Genomic DNA, 16,013 nt, shown 5'->3' on the forward strand with positions numbered 1-16,013 from the left:
CGCGGCCCGCCCCGGGTTCCGGACCGCCGGCTGACCCCGGGCCGCTGCCGGATTCCTCATCATTTCCCTGAACGCGCGCTCACCCACTCGGGGGACCTCCCGACCCCCGATCGGGCGCGCCCACCAGGGAAAAGGTCGTGCGTGTGGAAAAGCCGTCCCCAGCCTCATCCGCCGGGCGCATTTCTACGTACCTCATGCCGCAACCCGACCGCGACCCGTGCGGGGTGCCGCCGGTCCCCCGGTGAGCAGGACATGCGCAGACACGGACGAGGAGCCCATGCCTAAACGCGAGCGAGCGCAGCGGACCGCGGGTGCCGAGAGCACCGCCAGCCCCCCGCGCCGTCGGCTGCCGCGCTTGTGGACGATCGCCGCGGGCGTACTGGCGTTCGCCGCCTTCTACGCGGTGGCCGCGTCCAGCACCGCCGGTCGGGTCGCCTATACGTTCGTCTTCTACTTCATGCACTTCTATGCGGGCGTGTTCATCCTCATGGGCCTGACCGGCACGGTCATCTTCGGCCTGGTGGCGACCGACCGGATCGTGCTGAACCCGCGGCTGCGGGTGTGGATGCAGGCGATCCACCGGTGCATCGCCGCGTTCTCGATGATCTTCCTAGCGGTGCACGTGTGGACGAAGGCGACCGGCGGGACGATCACGCCGTTCAACGCGCTGGTCCCGTTCACCAACCCGGGCGCGACCACCAACCTGTACCTCGGCCTCGGGCCGATCTCCGGCTGGCTGATGGTCCTGATCTTCTGGACCGGCATCGCCCGGGCGATCTTCGCCGACAAGTGGAGCCCGCGGGTGTGGCGGCTGCTGCACAGCGCCGCGTACCTGGTCTGGCCGCTGGCCCTGCTGCACGGCCTCGGCGCCGGCCGGCGCCCGGCCGGCTGGGTCACCGCGAGCTACCTGATCTGCGTCGTGCTGGTCACCGCCGCGCTGATCCTGCGCCTGGCGACCAGCCGCAACAAGGCCCGCGAGCGCGGCCGCAAGGCCCGCCCGGCCATCGCGATCGACGCCGAGGGCCGGCAGGTCCGCACTGTCGACACCACATCGGCCCGCGGCCGCGCGGCGGCGGCGCCGGCCGAGCGGACGACGAACCCGCTGGAGGAGCGGTGGGCGACCGCGGCGGAGTCCTGGGCGTCCAGCGCGCACGCGCTGGTCTCCGAGGAGCCCGCGCCCCAGCCGGCCGCCGCGGCCGAGCCGGAGCCGGAGCGCGCGCCCGAGCGGGAGTGGGCCGCCGAGCGCGTCCCCGAGCGGTCGGAGCGCGACGCCGAGCGCGAATGGGCCCCGGAGCCGGTGGCCGCCGGGCCGCCGGGCCGCCGGGCGGCGCCCGCCCCCGCGCCCGAGCGGCCGGCGTACGAGCCGGCCGCCGGGTACGACGACCGGGCGGGGTACGACGACCGCGCCGGCTACGAGCCCCGGCCCGGGTACGACGAGGACGCGGACGCCCGGTTCGCCGAGCGGCTCGACGCCGAGCCGGCCGACCCGTACGACGGCCCGCCGGCCCGCGCCGAGTGGTACGACGAGCCGACCGGCGAGGTCGACTGGCTGGACGAGCGCGCCGCCGAGCCGGAGTACCGGCCGCGCCGGCTGCGCGAGTACGAGCCGCGCGACGCCGACCGCCCCGCCCGCGCGGTGGCCCGGGCGGCGATCGGCTCCCGGGTCGACGAGCGCGAGCTGGAGATCGACTTCGACGGCGTGTACGCCGACGGCCCGCCCGGCACGTTCGGCCGGATGGAGCCCGACGACACCCCGACGCTGGTCAACCTGGCCGCCCGGCGGGCGCGCCGGGCGGAGCGGGGCGAGCGCGGCGAGCGCAACCGCGGCCGGTCCCGGTCGCCGCGGTCCGAGGAGTGGTACGCCGACGACGCGTACGGCGACCGCTGGCGGGAGGCACAGTGAACGGTAAGTCCGTCCCGTTCGTCGTCTCCATCGGCACGCCCCGGCTGACCGCCGGCTTCGACGTCTACCGCCGGCTCAACCTGTGGGTCCACGAGGAGGTGCACGGCGGCCTGCCCGAACTGGGCATGGAGGAGCTGGTCGAGCTGGCCGACCGGATCAGCCTGAAGGGCCGCGGCGGCGCCGGCTTCCCGTTCGCCCGCAAGCTGCGCGCGGTGATCGAGTCGGCGGAGAAGCGCAACCTGCCGACCGTCGTGGTCGTCAACGCGACCGAGGGCGAGCCGGCGGCGTGGAAGGACAAGACGCTGCTCACCCGCGCCCCGCACCTGATCCTGGACGGGGCGACGCTGGTGGCCGAGGCGCTCGGCGCCGAGGAGATCGTCCTCGGCATCGGCGACGACGGCGTCGGCGAGCGGTCGCTGACCGGCGCGCTGGCCGAGCGGCAGATGCCGGTGCCGACCCGGGTCGTCGCCGTACCGCACCGGTTCATCTCCGGCGAGGGCGGCGCGATGGTCAACGGGATCAACGGCCTCGCCCACATCCCGCCGGGTGTCAAGGTCCGGTCCAGCGACTCCGGGGTGGACGAGCTGCCCACGCTGCTGTCCAATGCGGAGACGTTCGCCCAGCTCGCCATCGCCGCCCGGATCGGCGCCGAGCACTACGCCTCGGTCGGCACCCGGGCCGAGCCGGGCACGGTGCTGCTGACCGTCTCCGGCAGCGCCGAGCGGCCCGCGGTGGTCGAGTGCGCGGCCGGCACCCCGCTGCGCGAGGTGCTGCGGCTGTGCGGCGCCGAGGTCGGCTCGGGCCTGCTCACCGGCGGCTTCCACGGCAAGTGGATCACGGCGGAGGCGGCCGAGCGGGCGGAGGTGTCCCGGTCCGGCATGTCCGCCGTGGGCGGCTCGCTGGGCGCCGGCATCCTCATCCCGCTCGGCACGAAGACCTGCCCGATCGGCGAGGTGGCCCGGGTGGTGCAGTACCTGGCCGGCGAGTCGGCGGGCCAGTGCGGCCCGTGCCGGTTCGGGCTGCCGGACGTGGCCCGGCTCGTCCGCGAGGTGGTCGCCGGCACCGGCGGCGTGGCGGCCGTCCGCGCGGCGGTCGGCGTGGTCAAGGGCCGCGGCGCGTGCAGCCACCCCGACGGTACGGCGGCGTTCACGATCTCGGCGATGGACACCTTCGCCGAGGAGATCGAGGAGCACGCCCGCAACGGCGGCTGCGGCCGGTCGGTCGACGAGGTGCTGCCGATGCCGCGCCGGGTCGGCGACGGCGTGCTGCGGCTGAGCGTCGACTGGAGCCGGTGCGACGGCCACGGCCTGTGCGCGTACGTGGCGCCCGAACTGATCCGACTGGACGGCAACGGCTTCCCCGCCCTGCCCGACCTGCCGGTGCCGCCCTGGCTGGAGGGCGACGCCAAGCAGTCCGTGAAGGTCTGCCCCGAACTGGCCCTGAAACTGAGCCGCGCCGGCGCGCCCGCGCCGGTCGCGGCCCCGAGACGGCGCTGAGCGGCTCAGCCGCTGCTCAGCGTGACCACTGCCCGACCAGGGTGCCCGTACCGACAGTAGGAACACCGACAGCGACGGCCTCCCCGACCGCCGCCCGACGCACGAGGATGGTGCCGACCGATGAGCCCCAGCCCGCAGACACCCCCGCCGGCGCCCACCGGCAATGCCATCTGCCCCGTTCGCCGGGGGCTGCTCGCCGCGGCCGGCGGCGTGAGCGTCGTCGCCCTGCTGGCCGCGTGCGGCGACGGCTACAACGACTACCAGGTACCGCCGGTGGACAACGCCGGGGCCGCCGGCAACGACCCGGCCGCCGGCGGCGGCGCCGCCCCCGACCCGGCCGGCGGCGGGGGCAATACCGGCGGCAACGGCGGCGGCGCCAACGACGGCGGCGGCGGTGGCGGCGCGGCGAACGCGCTGGCCAGCACCGACGAGATCCCGGTCGGCGGCGGCAAGGTCGTCGACGGTCTGCTGATCATGCAGCCGGAGCAGGGCCGGTTCCGGGCGTTCGACGCGGCCTGCCCGCACCAGGGCGTCCAGGTCAGCCCGCCGAAGAACGGCACGATCAACTGCCCCGGCCACGGGGCGCAGTTCGACGACCAGGGCGGGGTGACCAACGGGCCGGCGCAGTCCGGCCTGGTCCGGCGCAAGCTGCGGGTACGCAACGGCAGCATCTTCCGCGCCTGACCCCACCCCCCTCCAGTGGCGGCCGCCCGTTCGGGCGGCCGCCACTGTGCGTCCCCGGGGCGGGCCCGCTCCGCACCCGGACGGCCAGCCCCCCGCGACCCCGCGGCCGACAGCACCCCTCCCCCACCACAATTACGCTGAGTAAGTACCGATTTCTCCGGGATACGGAAGGGACCGCCCGTGACCGCGGCGACCGACGCTTCGACCCCCACCCGCGCCACTACGGACGGTGAGCGACTTGCCACCCGACCCGCGCGGGAGCGGCTGAGCCGCAAGCTGGGCGCGTACGTCCTGGGCGCCGTCGCCGCCGCCGGCATCGGCGGCCTGCTCGGCTGGCAGGCCCCGGCCGCGCTCCACCCGCTGTTCGGCGGCGACCACGTCGGCGCGCCGGTGGCCCGGCTCGCCGCGGACCTGGGCTGCACCGACCTGCGGGCGCTCACCCGCCCCGGGACCTCGACGTACCGGTACCACGAGCGCGGCACCTGCGTGCTCGGCGGCACCCGGCTGACCGTGATCACCTTCGACCGCGCGTCCGACGTCACGGCCTTCACGGCGATGATGAACGGGGTCGTGCCGCTGCTGCACCCGACGTGGAGCGGCGCGACCATCGCCACCGGGGACGGGTGGGTGGCGTTCGACCAGGCGGCGATGTCCGGCGCGGCGGCCGAGGCCGCGGTCGCCGCCGCCGGCGAGGGCCGCACCCACGTCATTCCCTGATCGTCATTCCCCGATCGCCGAACGACCGGCCGGGATCGGGTCAGTGGTCGCCGAGGGCCATCATCGCGCGATGGACCAGCGCCCACGCCGCCGCGCCGTGCTCCGCCTGCCGCTGGAAGTCCTCGAACAGCCGGACGTACGTGCAGATCTCCGCCGGCTGCGTCACCCGGAGCTGAGCCGACGGCGTCTCCAGCATCACCAGCCCGTCGTCGAAGATCCAGAATCCGATCGAGGCGATCCCGCGGCGCAGCCGGTCCGACGGGATGATGCCGACGCTGACGTACGGCAGCAGCATGATCGACAGCAGGTGCAGGAGCTGGGCGGCGTGCACGGCGGGATCGCAGAACCGGGTCCGCAGGACGTCCTCGGCCAGCACCGCGACGATCCGCTTGCCGGGATTCAGCGCCCGCGCGTTGCGCCGGTGCCGGAACGCGATCAGCTCGGCCGAGTCGTCCGGCGCGTCGTAGAAGTCGCGCCAGTACCCGATCAGCGCGCGCATGTACGGCTCGGTCTGGAACACCACCGGCAGGACGTTGACCTCATGGATCCGGAACACCGTGGTGCGGTCGTAGGTGGCCAGGGAGTTCGGCGCGCCCATGCGCTTGATGCCCGTCCGGACGCGGGTGCGCCACTCGACGTACCCGGCCTCGACGTTGGTGAGCGTGGCGACAAGGTCGGGCGCCTGATCATCCGCGCCGCAGGCGGCGCACCAGTCGCGGATGTTCTGGACGCTCGGCGCCTGCGCACCGTTCTCGATCTTCGATACGCGGGTGAAGTGCTGCCCGGTCCGTGGGGCGAGCGCCCGGGCGGTGAGCCCGGCCATCCGGCGCAGGCGGCGCAGCCGCGCACCGAGGACGCGCCGCGCCTCGGTGACGCGCTGGGGGTCGGCCGTCATCGTGGTCGGTGCCCGCCGCCCAGCACGCCTCGAACGCCGTCCGGCACAGGTCGACGGTCTCCGGCGCGTCGGTCAGGCTGTAGCCGACCGGCGAGCCAGCGCCGTCGAAGTGCGGGAACAGCACGGTCTCGTCGTCCAGGACGTAGAAGTCGGCGCCGGGGAGGGCGACCGCGGCCACCGCCCGCCGGTCGCACCAGCGGGTCGCCTCCCCCGCGTCGACGACCGGCTGGATGATCGCGCGGATCCACCGGTGGTACTCGCTCGGCGGGTTCCCGACGACCTTGACCCGGCGCAGGGTGCGGCCGGCGGCGGCCAGCCCGCGCAGCAGCTCGCACCACTCGGCGAGGTAGCCGGGGTCGGCGACGCCGTCGCGCAGCCAGCGGGCGAAGGGGCCGTTCTCGACCGCGGTGCCGTACGAGTCGCGCAGTTCGAGGTGGGCCCACGAGTGCCGAATGGCGCGGTACCGCTCGCGAAATTCCGCGTAGTCGATGTCGCGCATTCAACCCCCGACCGGCCGGAACAGCGGGAGCATCCGGGCCGGGATCTCCACGCAGGTCTCGTGGTCGGGAATGGCCAGCTCCGCCAGCGCGGCGGGGTCGGTCACCCGCCAACCCTGCACGATGTACGAATCCCGATCGGTGCGGTACAGCGCCGGGCAATTGTCGTTGCCCGAGCCCGGATCCTTTCCCACGTACGTCAGCTCCACGCGGGCTCCCCAGTGGACGGTGGCGTGGATCCGCTTCCATCGTCGCCCGGTACGCACAACCCCCAACATTCAGCAACGGTTTCCGTTCGGGCGGAGATGCGCCGGACGCCGATGCGGGCCGGGCGGTTCCGCGGCAGCGGCTGTCGGGTGGGTGCGCCGGCCGCGCACCCACCCGAACTGCGACGTCAGTGCGCGCCGGCGTCCGTGATGGCCCGGTACTGCTCGTCCGTGAGGGTGATCGCCGCCGCCCCGACGTTCTCGGCCAGGTGGTCCAGCGACGCCGTACCGGGGATCGGCGCGACCACCGGCGACCGCCGCAGCAGCCACGCCAGCGCGAGCTGCGCCGGCGTGTGGCCGGTCTCCTTGCCGATGACGTCCAGCACGCCGCCGGGCCGGGCCAGCTCGCCGGCCGCGACCGGGTACCACGGGATGAACGCGATGCCCTCGCGGGTGCAGTACTCGACCACGTCCTCGCTGGACCGGTCCGCCACGTTGTACAGGTTCTGCACGCTCACGATGTCGATCACCCGCCGGGCCCGCTCGATCTCGTGCACGCTGACCTGGGACAGCCCCACGTGGCGGATCTTGCCCTGGTCGCGCAGGTCGCGGATCGCGCCGAGGGAGTCCTCGACCGGTACGTGCCGGTCGATCCGGTGCAGTTGCCACAGGTCGATCCGCTCGACGCCGAGGCGGCGCAGGCTCAGCTCGACGCACTGGCGCAGGTACTCCGGCCGGCCGACCGGGTGCCAGGCGTCCGGGCCCGAGCGGGTCAGCCCGCCCTTGGTGGCGACGAGCAGGCCGTCGTACGGGTGCAGGGCCGCCCGGACCTGCTCCTCGTTGATCTCCGGCCCGTAGCTGTCCGCGGTGTCGATGAAGGTGACGCCCAGCTCGACCGCGCGGCGCAGCACGGCGAGCGAGTTGGCGGGGTCGGCGGGCCGGTCCCAGATGCCGGGCCCGCACAGGCGCATGGCCCCGTACCCGAGCCGCCCGACCGTCAGGTCGCCGCCGATGGTGAGGCCGCCGCCGAGGTGATCCGTGGTGTTCTGCATCCCCCGAACCTATCCGCCGCCCACCCGGCCCCGCCCACCCGAGGCCCGGACATTCCGGACCCGGCCGCGCATACTCGGGGCGTGACGAGTATCGGGCCCGACGGTCCCGCCCCCGACCTGACCGGGCTGATCCGCACGCTGCGGCAGGCGCTCACCGAGGGCGCCGGCGGTACGACGGCGGCGTCCTCGGCCGCGGCGGTCGCCCGGGCGGCGCAGGGCGGCCGGATCGGCCGGGCGGCGGACGGGCCGGCCCCGCACGCCCCGTCGCAGCTCGTCCAGCTCCAGCAGACGCTGCGCGCGAGCCTGGCCGCCGGCGGCGGGCCGGCGGCGGTGGCGCACGCGGTCCTGACCGCCCTCGACCGGCTGACCGACGCGCCCGCCGGACCGGGTACGACCGGATCCGGCCCGGGCGGCAGCGCGGCGGCGGGCACGGCGGGCGGCTCCGGCGGCGCGGTGGCTGGCGGTGCGGTGCCGGGCGGCGGGGCGATCGCCGGGGGCGGCGGTGCCGGTGGGTCGGCGGCGGGCCCCGGTGGCACGCCGGGCGGGGGTGGCGTCGGTACCGACGGGGGCGGGGCGGGCCGCCCGGGGGCGGGCACCGGAGCCGGCCCGGGTGGGGTCGCGGGCGGAGCGGGCGGCGCCGGCGGTGGACCCGGCGCCGGGGCGGGCGGCGTCGGCGGTAGCGCGGGCGGCGGGGCGGGTGCAGCGGGTGGCCCGGTCGGGCCCGGCGGGCCGGGCGGCGCGGGCGGCGCGGGAACGGGCGGCGGGACGGGAGTGGGTGGCGGAACGGGGCCGGCCGGTGGCGGGACGGGAGTGGGGGGTGGCGCGGGCGGTGGTCCGGCCGGTGGCGCGGCCGTTCCGCCGCACGGCGGGCCGGGCGGCGGCGGCGCACCGGGCGGCACCGCGGTGCCCGGCCGACCCTTCCCGCCCGGCGGCGGCGCTGTCGGTGGCGTCGGCCCGGGCGGCCTCCCGGTCAACCCCACCCCGCCCAGCGGCGACCCGGTGGGCCCCGGCGGGCAACCCCTGCCCGGACCGGTGACCACCAACGCCCCCGGCCGGACCGCCCGGCCGCTCAACCCGCCCGGTACCCCGCTCACCGCCGACGGCGTCCGGCGGGCACTGGACGCGCTGCTCCCGGCGGCCCCCGAGGCGCGGTCCGCGCAGCTCACCCGAGCTGTCGGCTGGCTGGTCGAGAACCTGGACCGGCCGCAGGTCGTCGCCCCGGCCACCGCGCAGCTCGGCCCCGCGGTCGCGGCGCTCGGCGTCCGGCCGGAGCAGGCCGAGGCCCTCGCCGTGCTGCTCTCCGACGCCGCCCGGGCCAACGGCGTCTGGACGCCGCGCGAGTGGACCGCCTGGCGCGCGGCCAGCGGCCTGGCCGCCCGGTGGGTCGCCGAGGGGGCGGCGGCGGGCTCGTACGCGCCGCCGTACTGGACCGGGACCGTCGTCGAACGGGAGGAGCGCCGGCCGGACCTGGCGGTGCTGCGGGTCCGGACGTACCTGCCGTACCCGTACGCCGGCGGCGAGCGCGCCCCCGTCGAGACCGGCCACCACCGGGACGCGTGGCGGCCGTGCTGGATCGCCGGCGGCCCGCGCCCGGACAACATCGTGGAACTGCACGTCCGGGCCGAGGGCGCGGACGCCGTGGCGACGGCGCTGGTGGGGCGGGTGGCGGTCGGCGACCCGGTCCGGCTCGGCCCGCCGGTCGGCGGGCCGGCGGTGGACCCGGCGGCGGCCGGGTTGCTGTTCGTCGCCGAGGACACCGGGGCCGCGCCGGTGCTGGGGCTGCTCGCCGAGCTGCGCGCCGCCGGGGACCGGCGGCCGCGGGCGGTGCTCCACTGGGTACCGCCGGGCGAGGAGTCGTACGACCGGGTGCGGCTCGCGGCGCTGGCCGACACCGTCGTGGTGCACAGCGCGGTGGAGCTGGCCGGGGCGCTCGCGGGGCTGCCGCTCGCGCCGGACTGGTGGGCGGTGGCGGCGGGCTCGCCGACGGGGGTGGCGGCGGTGCGGACGGCGGTCGCGTACGCCGGGATCCCCACGGCCCGTACGGTCCACGCGGCGGTCGGCCCCGACGACTGACCGCCCACACCGGGTGCGATGCCGACCGACACGACCATGCTCCGATACGGACAGCCCGGCGGGCCGCTCCGTGTTGCCGGCGTAGCTGTCCGAACCGAGTCAGCTCTCTGCCGGTCGCGTTGCCCGGGTTCCCACGTACATGGACCATCTCACGTCGGGTTCGCCTGGACGAACCTCGATCCTCAAGCCGGGCTCGGGCTGCAACAGGCGAATCTCGGTGCTCCGGATCGGAGCGACCTCATCTTCGTCGGTAGCGCACTCGAAAGGGAACGTCCCCTGACCGACGACGTTCACGGTCGCCGAACTGCCGACGCAGAGGATGCCCACCCACAGGTAGCCGACCGGCGCGTTGACGACCGTAGCGGGCGCCGTTCCCGTCGTCGGTGGAACCACGGCGAGCTGTCGCGCCCCCATCGGGAGCCGGGAACGGCAGTCAGGCCGGGCAGCGGTCGGGGTGATGCCGGCCCCGAGGGTGCCCCGGAGCCAGCGGTGGAGGGGGTCGCTCGTGGCGGGGATCCTCCCGGCCGGATGACCACGTGGCCCACCGAGAATCACGTGGCCTACCGAGAATTAAGAGGAGCCCGGCGGGTCCACCCCCGCCGGGCTCCTCTGGTGGCGCCTACCGCCAGGAAGCGCCACGAGCAACGTCTCGTGTCATCGGGTGGGTGCCGGCGGCCCGGCCGCGGTCGCATCGCCACGCAAGACCACGGCCACCCCGGCCGTACGGGGGCGGTGCCGGCCGGCACCCATCCGATTGCGCTTTAGTTTAGGCAAGGCTTACCTAAGTGCAACCACCGGGGTGTGTGACCCACACCACTCAGGTACGCGGGCGGGGCTCGCCGGTGCCCGCCAGGGCCGCCGCGACCGCCGCCGGGTCGACCGCGGCCAGCGTCGGCGGGTCCCAGCGCGGGTTGCGGTCCTTGTCGATCAACTGGGCCCGGACGCCCTCCGCGAAGTCGGGTCCGTCCAGTAGGGCCGTGGCGACGGCGTACTCCCGGTCCAACGCGTCGACCACCGTCCCGGTCGCGCCCCGGCGCAGCAGTTCCAGGGTCAGGGTCAGCGACATCGGCGAGCGGGCGGCGATCTCCGCCGCGGCCGCCGCGGCCGGGCCGCCGCGGGCGCGCAGCCGGTCGAGGATCGCCGGCACCGAGTCGGCGGCGTAGCAGTCGGCGATCCAGTCGGCGGCCGCGGCCAGGGGGGCCGGCGGGGGCGGCGCGGCCGCGGCCGCGGCCGCGGCGGCCGGGTCGGTGTCGGCCAGGGCCGCGCGAAGGGCCGGCAGCCGGTCCGCCGGGACCCAGTGGTCGGCCAGGCCGCAGGCGATCGCGTCGGCGCCGGTGACGGTCGTACCGGTCAGCGCCAGGTGGGTGCCGGCGTGGCCGGCGCGGGCGAGCAGGTGGGTGACGCCGACGTCCGGGACGAAGCCGATCCGGACCTCGGGCATCGCGAGCTGGGTCCGCTCGGTGACGATCCGGAGCGTGCCGTGCGCGGAGACGCCGACGCCGCCGCCCATGACCAGGCCGTCCATGAACGCGACGTACGGCTTGGGGTAGGCGGCGATGCGGGCGTTGAGCCGGTACTCGTGCGCCCAGAAGGCCCGCGCGGTCGCGCCGTCGCCCGCGCGGGCCGCGTGGTACAGGGCGCGGACGTCGCCGCCGGCGCACAGGCCCCGCTCCCCCGCGCCGTCGATGAGGACGGCGCGCACCCGGTCGTCGTCCGCCCAGGCGACCAGGGCGGCGTCGAGGTCGCGGACCATCGCGTCGGTGAGCGCGTTGAGGGCGGCGGGGCGGTTCAGCGTGAGGTGGCCGAGGTGGCCGGTCACGCGGGCGAGAACGTCGGACATGACGGGCATCCTGCCCGACGCCCGCGGGCCCGCCCGCGGCGGGCCGGGCCGCCCGGCGGGACGGGGAAGCGCGGGCGGCCGGGACGCCCGGGGAACCGGCGGCCGGACCGGGCGGCCCGGGATGCCGGGTGCGCGGACGGCCGGCGCGCCCGGGAGACTGGCGGCCGATCGAGGACCGGGCCGGCCCCGGCGGTCGAGCGGGCGGGGCGACGGCGGGAGTGCGGGTGCGCAGGGTACGGGTGATCGGGGTCGGCGCGGGCGACCCGGGCTACGTGACGGTGCAGGCGATCGAGGCGATGCGCAGCGTCGACGTCTTCCTCGTGCTGGACAAGGGGCCGGCGACGGCCGATCTGACCGAGGCACGGCGGCGGCTGTGCGCGCGGTTCCTGGACGACGGCGCGTACCGGATCGTCACCGTGGCCGACCCGCCGCGGGACCGGGCGGCCGCCGACTACCCGGACGCCGTCGACCGGTGGCGGCAGGCCCGGGCCGGGGCGCTGGGGGCCGCGCTGCGGGCCGAGCTGGCCGACGGGCAGGTGGCCGGGATCCTGGTGTGGGGGGACCCGGCGCTGTACGACCCGACGATCCGGATCATGGCGGACCTCGCGGCGACCGCGGACGTCGAGTGGGACGTGCTGCCCGGCATCAGCGCGGTGCAGGCGCTGGCGGCGCGGCACCGGGTCCCGCTGCACGCCGTGGCGGCGCCGGTGCACGTCACGCCGGCCCGGCGGCTGGTGGACGAGGGCTGGCCCGCGGGCGCCCGGGACGTCGTGGTGATGCTGGACCCGGACCTGTCCGCCGCCCGCGCCCTGCGCGGCCGGGGCCTGCACCTGTACTGGGGCGCCTACCTGGGCACCCCCGACGAGCTCCTGGCCGCGGGCCCCCTGGACGTCGTCCTGGACGACGTCCAGGCGACCCGCGCGGCCGCCCGCACCCGCCACGGCTGGCTGATGGACACCTACCTGCTCCGCCAACCGTGATCCACATGAGCCCAGCGGCCGAATAGCCCCGCATGAGGTCACCAGCCGTGCGCGCCGCCCAGCCACGCCGGAGGAGGGTGGGTCAGGGGCGGGTGGTGAGGGTGGTCAGTTCCGTCAGGACCGTGGGCCAGGCGGGGCTCAGGGGGTCGATCAGGGCGTAGTGCTCGGCGTCCGGGATTTCCACCAGGCGGGCCGAGCGGGTCGCCGCGTACGTGCGGCTCTGGGCCGGCGGGACCTGCTCGTCCAGGGTGCCGTGGATCAGCGTGGCGCGCACCGGCGGCCGGGACAGCGGCTCCGCCTCGGCGTACCGGTCGGGGACCTCGTCGGGGCCGCCGCCCAGCAGCGCCGCCACCGCGCCGTCGTCGAGGTCGAGGCGGTACGCCTCGGCGAGATCGGTGACCGGGGCCAGCGCCAGCACCCCGCGGACCGCCGGCGCCGCGCCGCCGGCCCACAGGGCCAGGTGGCCGCCGGCGGAGTGGCCGATCAGCAGCACGCCCGGCGGCGGGGTCGCGCCGGCCGCCGCCAGGTGCGGCGCCGCCAGGTCGGCCGCCGCGGCGAGCGCCGCGGTCACGTCGGCGGCGGTGTCGTCCCACCCGGTGCGGCGGTACTCCGGTACCGCGACCGGCCAGCCCCGCGCGGCCAGGTCGGCGGCCAGCGGGCCGACGTGGGCGCGGTCGTACTCGGGGCGCCAGAAGCCGCCGTGCAGCAGCACCACCAGCGGCCGGCCCCGCGGCGCCGCCGGCAGCCGCAGGTCCAGAACCCGGTCGTCGCCGGAGTCGTAGGAGAGCACGTGGTCGGGCGGCGGGGCGGGGCGGGTGAGCACGGAGCGCGGGTCGTCCACGCCGGCAGGCTATCCCCCGGGGCGGCCGGCATGCCATCGCCCGAGCCACGGGCCATCGCCCGAGCCATAGGACGGCGAACACCGGACGCGACGGCGGGGGCCGCGGTGCGATAGAAAGACCGGGGACCGCCGCCGTGTCGGGTTGTCCCGCCCGGCCGCGGCTCCCGCCGTACCGTCGGGGATGAGGCGAGGAGGCCGAGTTGAGCGCAGCCGAGGAAGCCGCCCTGGCGCGGGACGCCGCGGAGCCGGGGCACCGGGAGCTGTTCCACGTCCCGCCGGCGACCGGGGGCGGGTACCCCGAGGCGGCGTACTTCGCCGGCAACTCCCTCGGCCTCCAGCCGCGCGCGACGGCCGGCGAGCTGGCCGAGGACCTGGCCGACTGGGCCCGGCTGGGCGTCGAGGGGCACCTGGAGGCGGGCCGGGCCTGGCTGTCGTACCACGAGCTGCTCACCGGCGCGGCCGCCCGGCTGGTCGGCGCCCGGCCCAGCGAGGCCGTGGTGATGAACTCGCTGACGGTCAACCTGCACCTGCTGATGGCGACGTTCTACCGGCCGGCGGGCGAGCGCACCCGGATCGTCATCGAGGACTCGGCGTTCCCGTCCGACAGCTACGCCGTGCGCAGCCAGGCCCGCTGGCACGGCCTGGACCCGGACGCGACCGTGCTGCGGCTGCGCCCGCGGGCCGGCGAGGACGTGCTGCGCACCGAGGACGTGTGCGCGGTCCTGGCCGAGCAGGGGCCGACGATCGCGCTGGTGCTGCTGGGCGGGGTCAACTACCTGACCGGGCAGTTCATGGACATCCCGGCGATCACCGCCGCCGGGCGGGCCGCGGGCGCCGTGGTCGGCTGGGATCTGGCGCACGCCGCGGGCAACGTCCCGCTGGCCGTGCACGACTGGGGGGTGGACTTCGCGGCGTGGTGCTCGTACAAGTACCTGAACTCCGGGCCGGGCGCGCCGGCCGGGGTGTTCGTGCACGAGCGGCACCTCGGCGACCCCGACCTGCCCCGGCTGGAGGGCTGGTGGAGCACCGCGGCGGCGACCCGGTTCGAGATGGCGCCGGTGTCCCGGCCGCCGGCCACGGTCGAGGCGTGGCAGGTGTCGAACCCGCCGATCCTCGCCATGGGGCCGGTGCGCAGCAGCCTGGCGATCTTCGACAGGGTGGGGATGCCGGCGCTGCGGGCGCGCAGCGAGCGGCTGACCGGGTACCTGGCGGAGCAGCTCGACGCGATCCTGCCGGGGCGCCCGCTGGCGGTGCTCACGCCGCGGGACCCGGCCGCGCGCGGCTGCCAGTTGTCGGTGCGGGTGACGGGCGTGCGGGCGGGCGAGGTGACCCGCCGGCTGCGGGAGGAGCACGGGGTGATCGCTGACGCGCGGGAGCCGGACGTCGTCCGGCTGGCGCCGGTGCCGCTGTACTCGACGTACCACGACTGCTGGCGCGCGGCGGCCGCGCTGGCCGCGGTGGTGCCCGCGTGAGCGCGCCGGGCGGCAACCGGGTCGCGGTGGTCGGGGCCGGGCTGGCCGGGTCGCTGCTGGCCTGCTTCCTGGCCCGCCGGGGCCACGCGGTGACGCTGTACGAGCGGCGGCCCGACCCGCGCGGCGGCGCGGCCGAGCGGGGCCGGTCGATCAACCTGGCGCTGTCCGAGCGGGGGCTGGACGCGCTGCGCCGGATCGGCCTGGACACCGCGGTGATGGCGGCGGCGCTGCCGATGCGCGGCCGGATGGTGCACCCGGTCGCGGGCGAGCCGGACTTCCAGCCGTACAGCCTGGACGGCGACCGGGCGATCAACTCGATCAGCCGGGGCGCGCTGAACAACGCGCTGCTCGACGCCGCGGCGGCCCGACCCGGCGTGACCGTCCGGTTCGCGCACAAGCTGGTCGGGCTGGACGCCAAGACCGGCGCGCTGGCGTTCGAGACCCCGGACGGGCGGGTCGAGGCGGACGCCGACATCGTGCTCGGCGCCGACGGCGCCGGGTCGGCCACCCGCGGCGCGCTGCACGACGCCGGCCTGGTCGGCGAGGACGTCGAGTTCCTCGACTACGGGTACAAGGAGCTGTCGATCCCGGCCGGCGCCGACGGCGACTTCGCCCTGGACCCCGGCGCGCTGCACATCTGGCCGCGCGGCTCGTCCATGATGATCGCCCTGCCGAACCCGGACCGGTCGTTCACCTGCACGCTGTTCTGGCCGCTGACCGGGGCGGGCAGCTTCGCCGCGCTGACCACCGACGCGGAGATCGGCGGCCACTTCGCCGCGCACTACCCGGATGTGCCGGCGCTGGCGCCGGACCTGGTCGCCGACTTCCGGGCCAACCCGGTGGGCAAGCTGGGCACGGTCCGCACGCACCCCTGGCAGGCGTACGGGCGGGTGGCGCTGGTCGGCGACGCCGCGCACGCGATCGTGCCGTTCTACGGGCAGGGCGCGAACTGCGCGTTCGAGGACGTGGTCGAGCTGGACCGCTGCCTGGACGCGCACGGCGACGACTGGCCGGCGGCGCTGGCGGCGTACGAGCGGAACCGGGCGGACAACGCCGAGGCGATCGCCCGGATGGCGCTGGAGAACTTCGTCGAGATGCGCGACCGGGTGGCCTCCCCGGTGTTCCTGGCCGGGCGGCGGGTGGAGCACGCGCTGCAGCGGGCGCTGCCGTCGCTGTACCTGTCCCGGTACGAGCTGGTGTCGTTCTCGACCATGCCGTACGCGGCCGTGCAGCGGCGGATCCGCCGCCAGCACCGGGTGCTGGCGGCGGCGGCCGCGGGCCTCGGCGGCACCGGCCTGCTCCTGCTGGCCCGGGCGCTGCGGGGGCGGCGGTGACGGCCGAGCCGGACTGGCCGGCC

At 76.6% G+C, this 16,013-nt stretch carries 13 protein-coding genes and 1 pseudogene; 8 read left to right on the plus strand and 6 right to left on the minus strand.

The genetic code is table 11. The annotated features are described in order from the left end of the window. The first annotated feature begins 355 nt into the window (after window positions 1–355). The 4 genes from IEY94_RS17560 to IEY94_RS17575 all read left to right on the plus strand — a co-directional run bounded on the left by IEY94_RS17560 (window position 356) and on the right by IEY94_RS17575 (window position 4,800). Window positions 356–1,903, plus strand: a complete 1,548-nt coding sequence (locus IEY94_RS17560; protein WP_189171298.1) for a hypothetical protein — start codon at window positions 356–358, stop codon at window positions 1,901–1,903. Continuing rightward, entirely contained in the window at window positions 1,900–3,399 is a 1,500-nt protein-coding gene (locus IEY94_RS17565) for an NADH-quinone oxidoreductase subunit NuoF family protein (protein WP_189171299.1), read from the plus strand. The genes IEY94_RS17560 and IEY94_RS17565 overlap by 4 nt, the downstream gene beginning before the upstream one ends. Window positions 3,400–3,519: 120 nt before the next feature. Continuing rightward, a complete protein-coding gene (locus IEY94_RS17570; RefSeq protein WP_189171300.1) occupies window positions 3,520–4,083 on the plus strand; it encodes a Rieske (2Fe-2S) protein in 564 nt (187 codons plus the stop codon). Between the two features lie 180 nt (window positions 4,084–4,263). Continuing rightward, the gene (locus IEY94_RS17575) at window positions 4,264–4,800 is read left to right on the plus strand and encodes a hypothetical protein (protein WP_189171301.1); all 537 of its coding nucleotides are present in this window, start codon (window positions 4,264–4,266) and stop codon (window positions 4,798–4,800) included. A gap of 40 nt (window positions 4,801–4,840) precedes the next feature. Here IEY94_RS17575 and IEY94_RS17580 read toward each other — a convergent pair whose 3' ends face one another. From IEY94_RS17580 to IEY94_RS17590, 4 genes and pseudogenes are all read right to left on the minus strand, one after another. After that, the gene (locus IEY94_RS17580) at window positions 4,841–5,623 is read right to left on the minus strand and encodes a Scr1 family TA system antitoxin-like transcriptional regulator (RefSeq protein ID WP_229784212.1); all 783 of its coding nucleotides are present in this window, start codon (window positions 5,621–5,623) and stop codon (window positions 4,841–4,843) included. Window positions 5,624–5,750: 127 nt separating this feature from the next. Then, window positions 5,751–6,194 (minus strand): annotated as a pseudogene (locus IEY94_RS24375) (DUF6879 family protein); the annotation flags it as partial. Next, window positions 6,195–6,401, minus strand: coding sequence for a hypothetical protein (locus tag IEY94_RS17585; RefSeq protein WP_189171303.1), 207 nt, complete (start codon window positions 6,399–6,401; stop codon window positions 6,195–6,197). It lies immediately after the preceding pseudogene. Window positions 6,402–6,586: 185 nt separating this feature from the next. Next, window positions 6,587–7,450, minus strand: a complete 864-nt coding sequence (locus IEY94_RS17590) for an aldo/keto reductase (RefSeq protein ID WP_189171304.1) — start codon at window positions 7,448–7,450, stop codon at window positions 6,587–6,589. 81 nt (window positions 7,451–7,531) lie between these two features. Between IEY94_RS17590 and IEY94_RS17595 the strand changes: the two genes are divergently transcribed. After that, window positions 7,532–9,523, plus strand: coding sequence for a hypothetical protein (locus IEY94_RS17595; RefSeq protein WP_189171305.1), 1,992 nt, complete (start codon window positions 7,532–7,534; stop codon window positions 9,521–9,523). Window positions 9,524–10,340: 817 nt separating this feature from the next. Here IEY94_RS17595 and IEY94_RS17600 read toward each other — a convergent pair. After that, window positions 10,341–11,363: an enoyl-CoA hydratase/isomerase family protein gene (locus IEY94_RS17600; protein ID WP_189171306.1), complete on the minus strand. Its 1,023-nt coding sequence runs from the start codon at window positions 11,361–11,363 to the stop codon at window positions 10,341–10,343. A gap of 224 nt (window positions 11,364–11,587) precedes the next feature. On the opposite strand from IEY94_RS17600, the gene cobF reads away from it, so the two are divergent. Then, a complete protein-coding gene (cobF, locus tag IEY94_RS17605) occupies window positions 11,588–12,343 on the plus strand; it encodes a precorrin-6A synthase (deacetylating) (protein ID WP_189171307.1) in 756 nt (251 codons plus the stop codon). Between the two features lie 82 nt (window positions 12,344–12,425). Here the strand turns inward: cobF and IEY94_RS17610 are convergent, their stop codons facing one another. After that, the gene (locus IEY94_RS17610; protein ID WP_189171308.1) at window positions 12,426–13,184 is read right to left on the minus strand and encodes an alpha/beta hydrolase family protein; all 759 of its coding nucleotides are present in this window, start codon (window positions 13,182–13,184) and stop codon (window positions 12,426–12,428) included. A gap of 200 nt (window positions 13,185–13,384) precedes the next feature. Here IEY94_RS17610 and kynU point away from each other — a divergent pair, with 200 nt between their 5' ends. Continuing rightward, the gene (gene kynU / locus IEY94_RS17615; RefSeq protein ID WP_189171309.1) at window positions 13,385–14,656 is read left to right on the plus strand and encodes a kynureninase; all 1,272 of its coding nucleotides are present in this window, start codon (window positions 13,385–13,387) and stop codon (window positions 14,654–14,656) included. Further along, window positions 14,653–15,990: an FAD-dependent oxidoreductase gene (locus IEY94_RS17620; protein ID WP_189171310.1), complete on the plus strand. Its 1,338-nt coding sequence runs from the start codon at window positions 14,653–14,655 to the stop codon at window positions 15,988–15,990. The genes kynU and IEY94_RS17620 overlap by 4 nt, the downstream gene beginning before the upstream one ends. Window positions 15,991–16,013: the final 23 nt, after the last annotated feature.

It is taken from the genome of Pilimelia anulata, from assembly GCF_014647895.1.
GTDB classification, from domain to species: Bacteria; Actinomycetota; Actinomycetes; order Mycobacteriales; family Micromonosporaceae; genus Pilimelia; species Pilimelia anulata.

Bases quoted from the DNA above. Each gene is read 5' to 3' on its own strand.
- IEY94_RS17570 (WP_189171300.1), top strand. From the start codon at position 3,520: ATGAGCCCCAGCCCGCAGACACCCCCGCCGGCGCCCACCGGCAATGCC.
- IEY94_RS17580 (WP_229784212.1), bottom strand. From the start codon at position 5,623: ATGGCCGGGCTCACCGCCCGGGCGCTCGCCCCACGGACCGGGCAGCAC.
- IEY94_RS17590 (WP_189171304.1), bottom strand. From the start codon at position 7,450: ATGCAGAACACCACGGATCACCTCGGCGGCGGCCTCACCATCGGCGGC.
- IEY94_RS17600 (WP_189171306.1), bottom strand. From the start codon at position 11,363: ATGTCCGACGTTCTCGCCCGCGTGACCGGCCACCTCGGCCACCTCACG.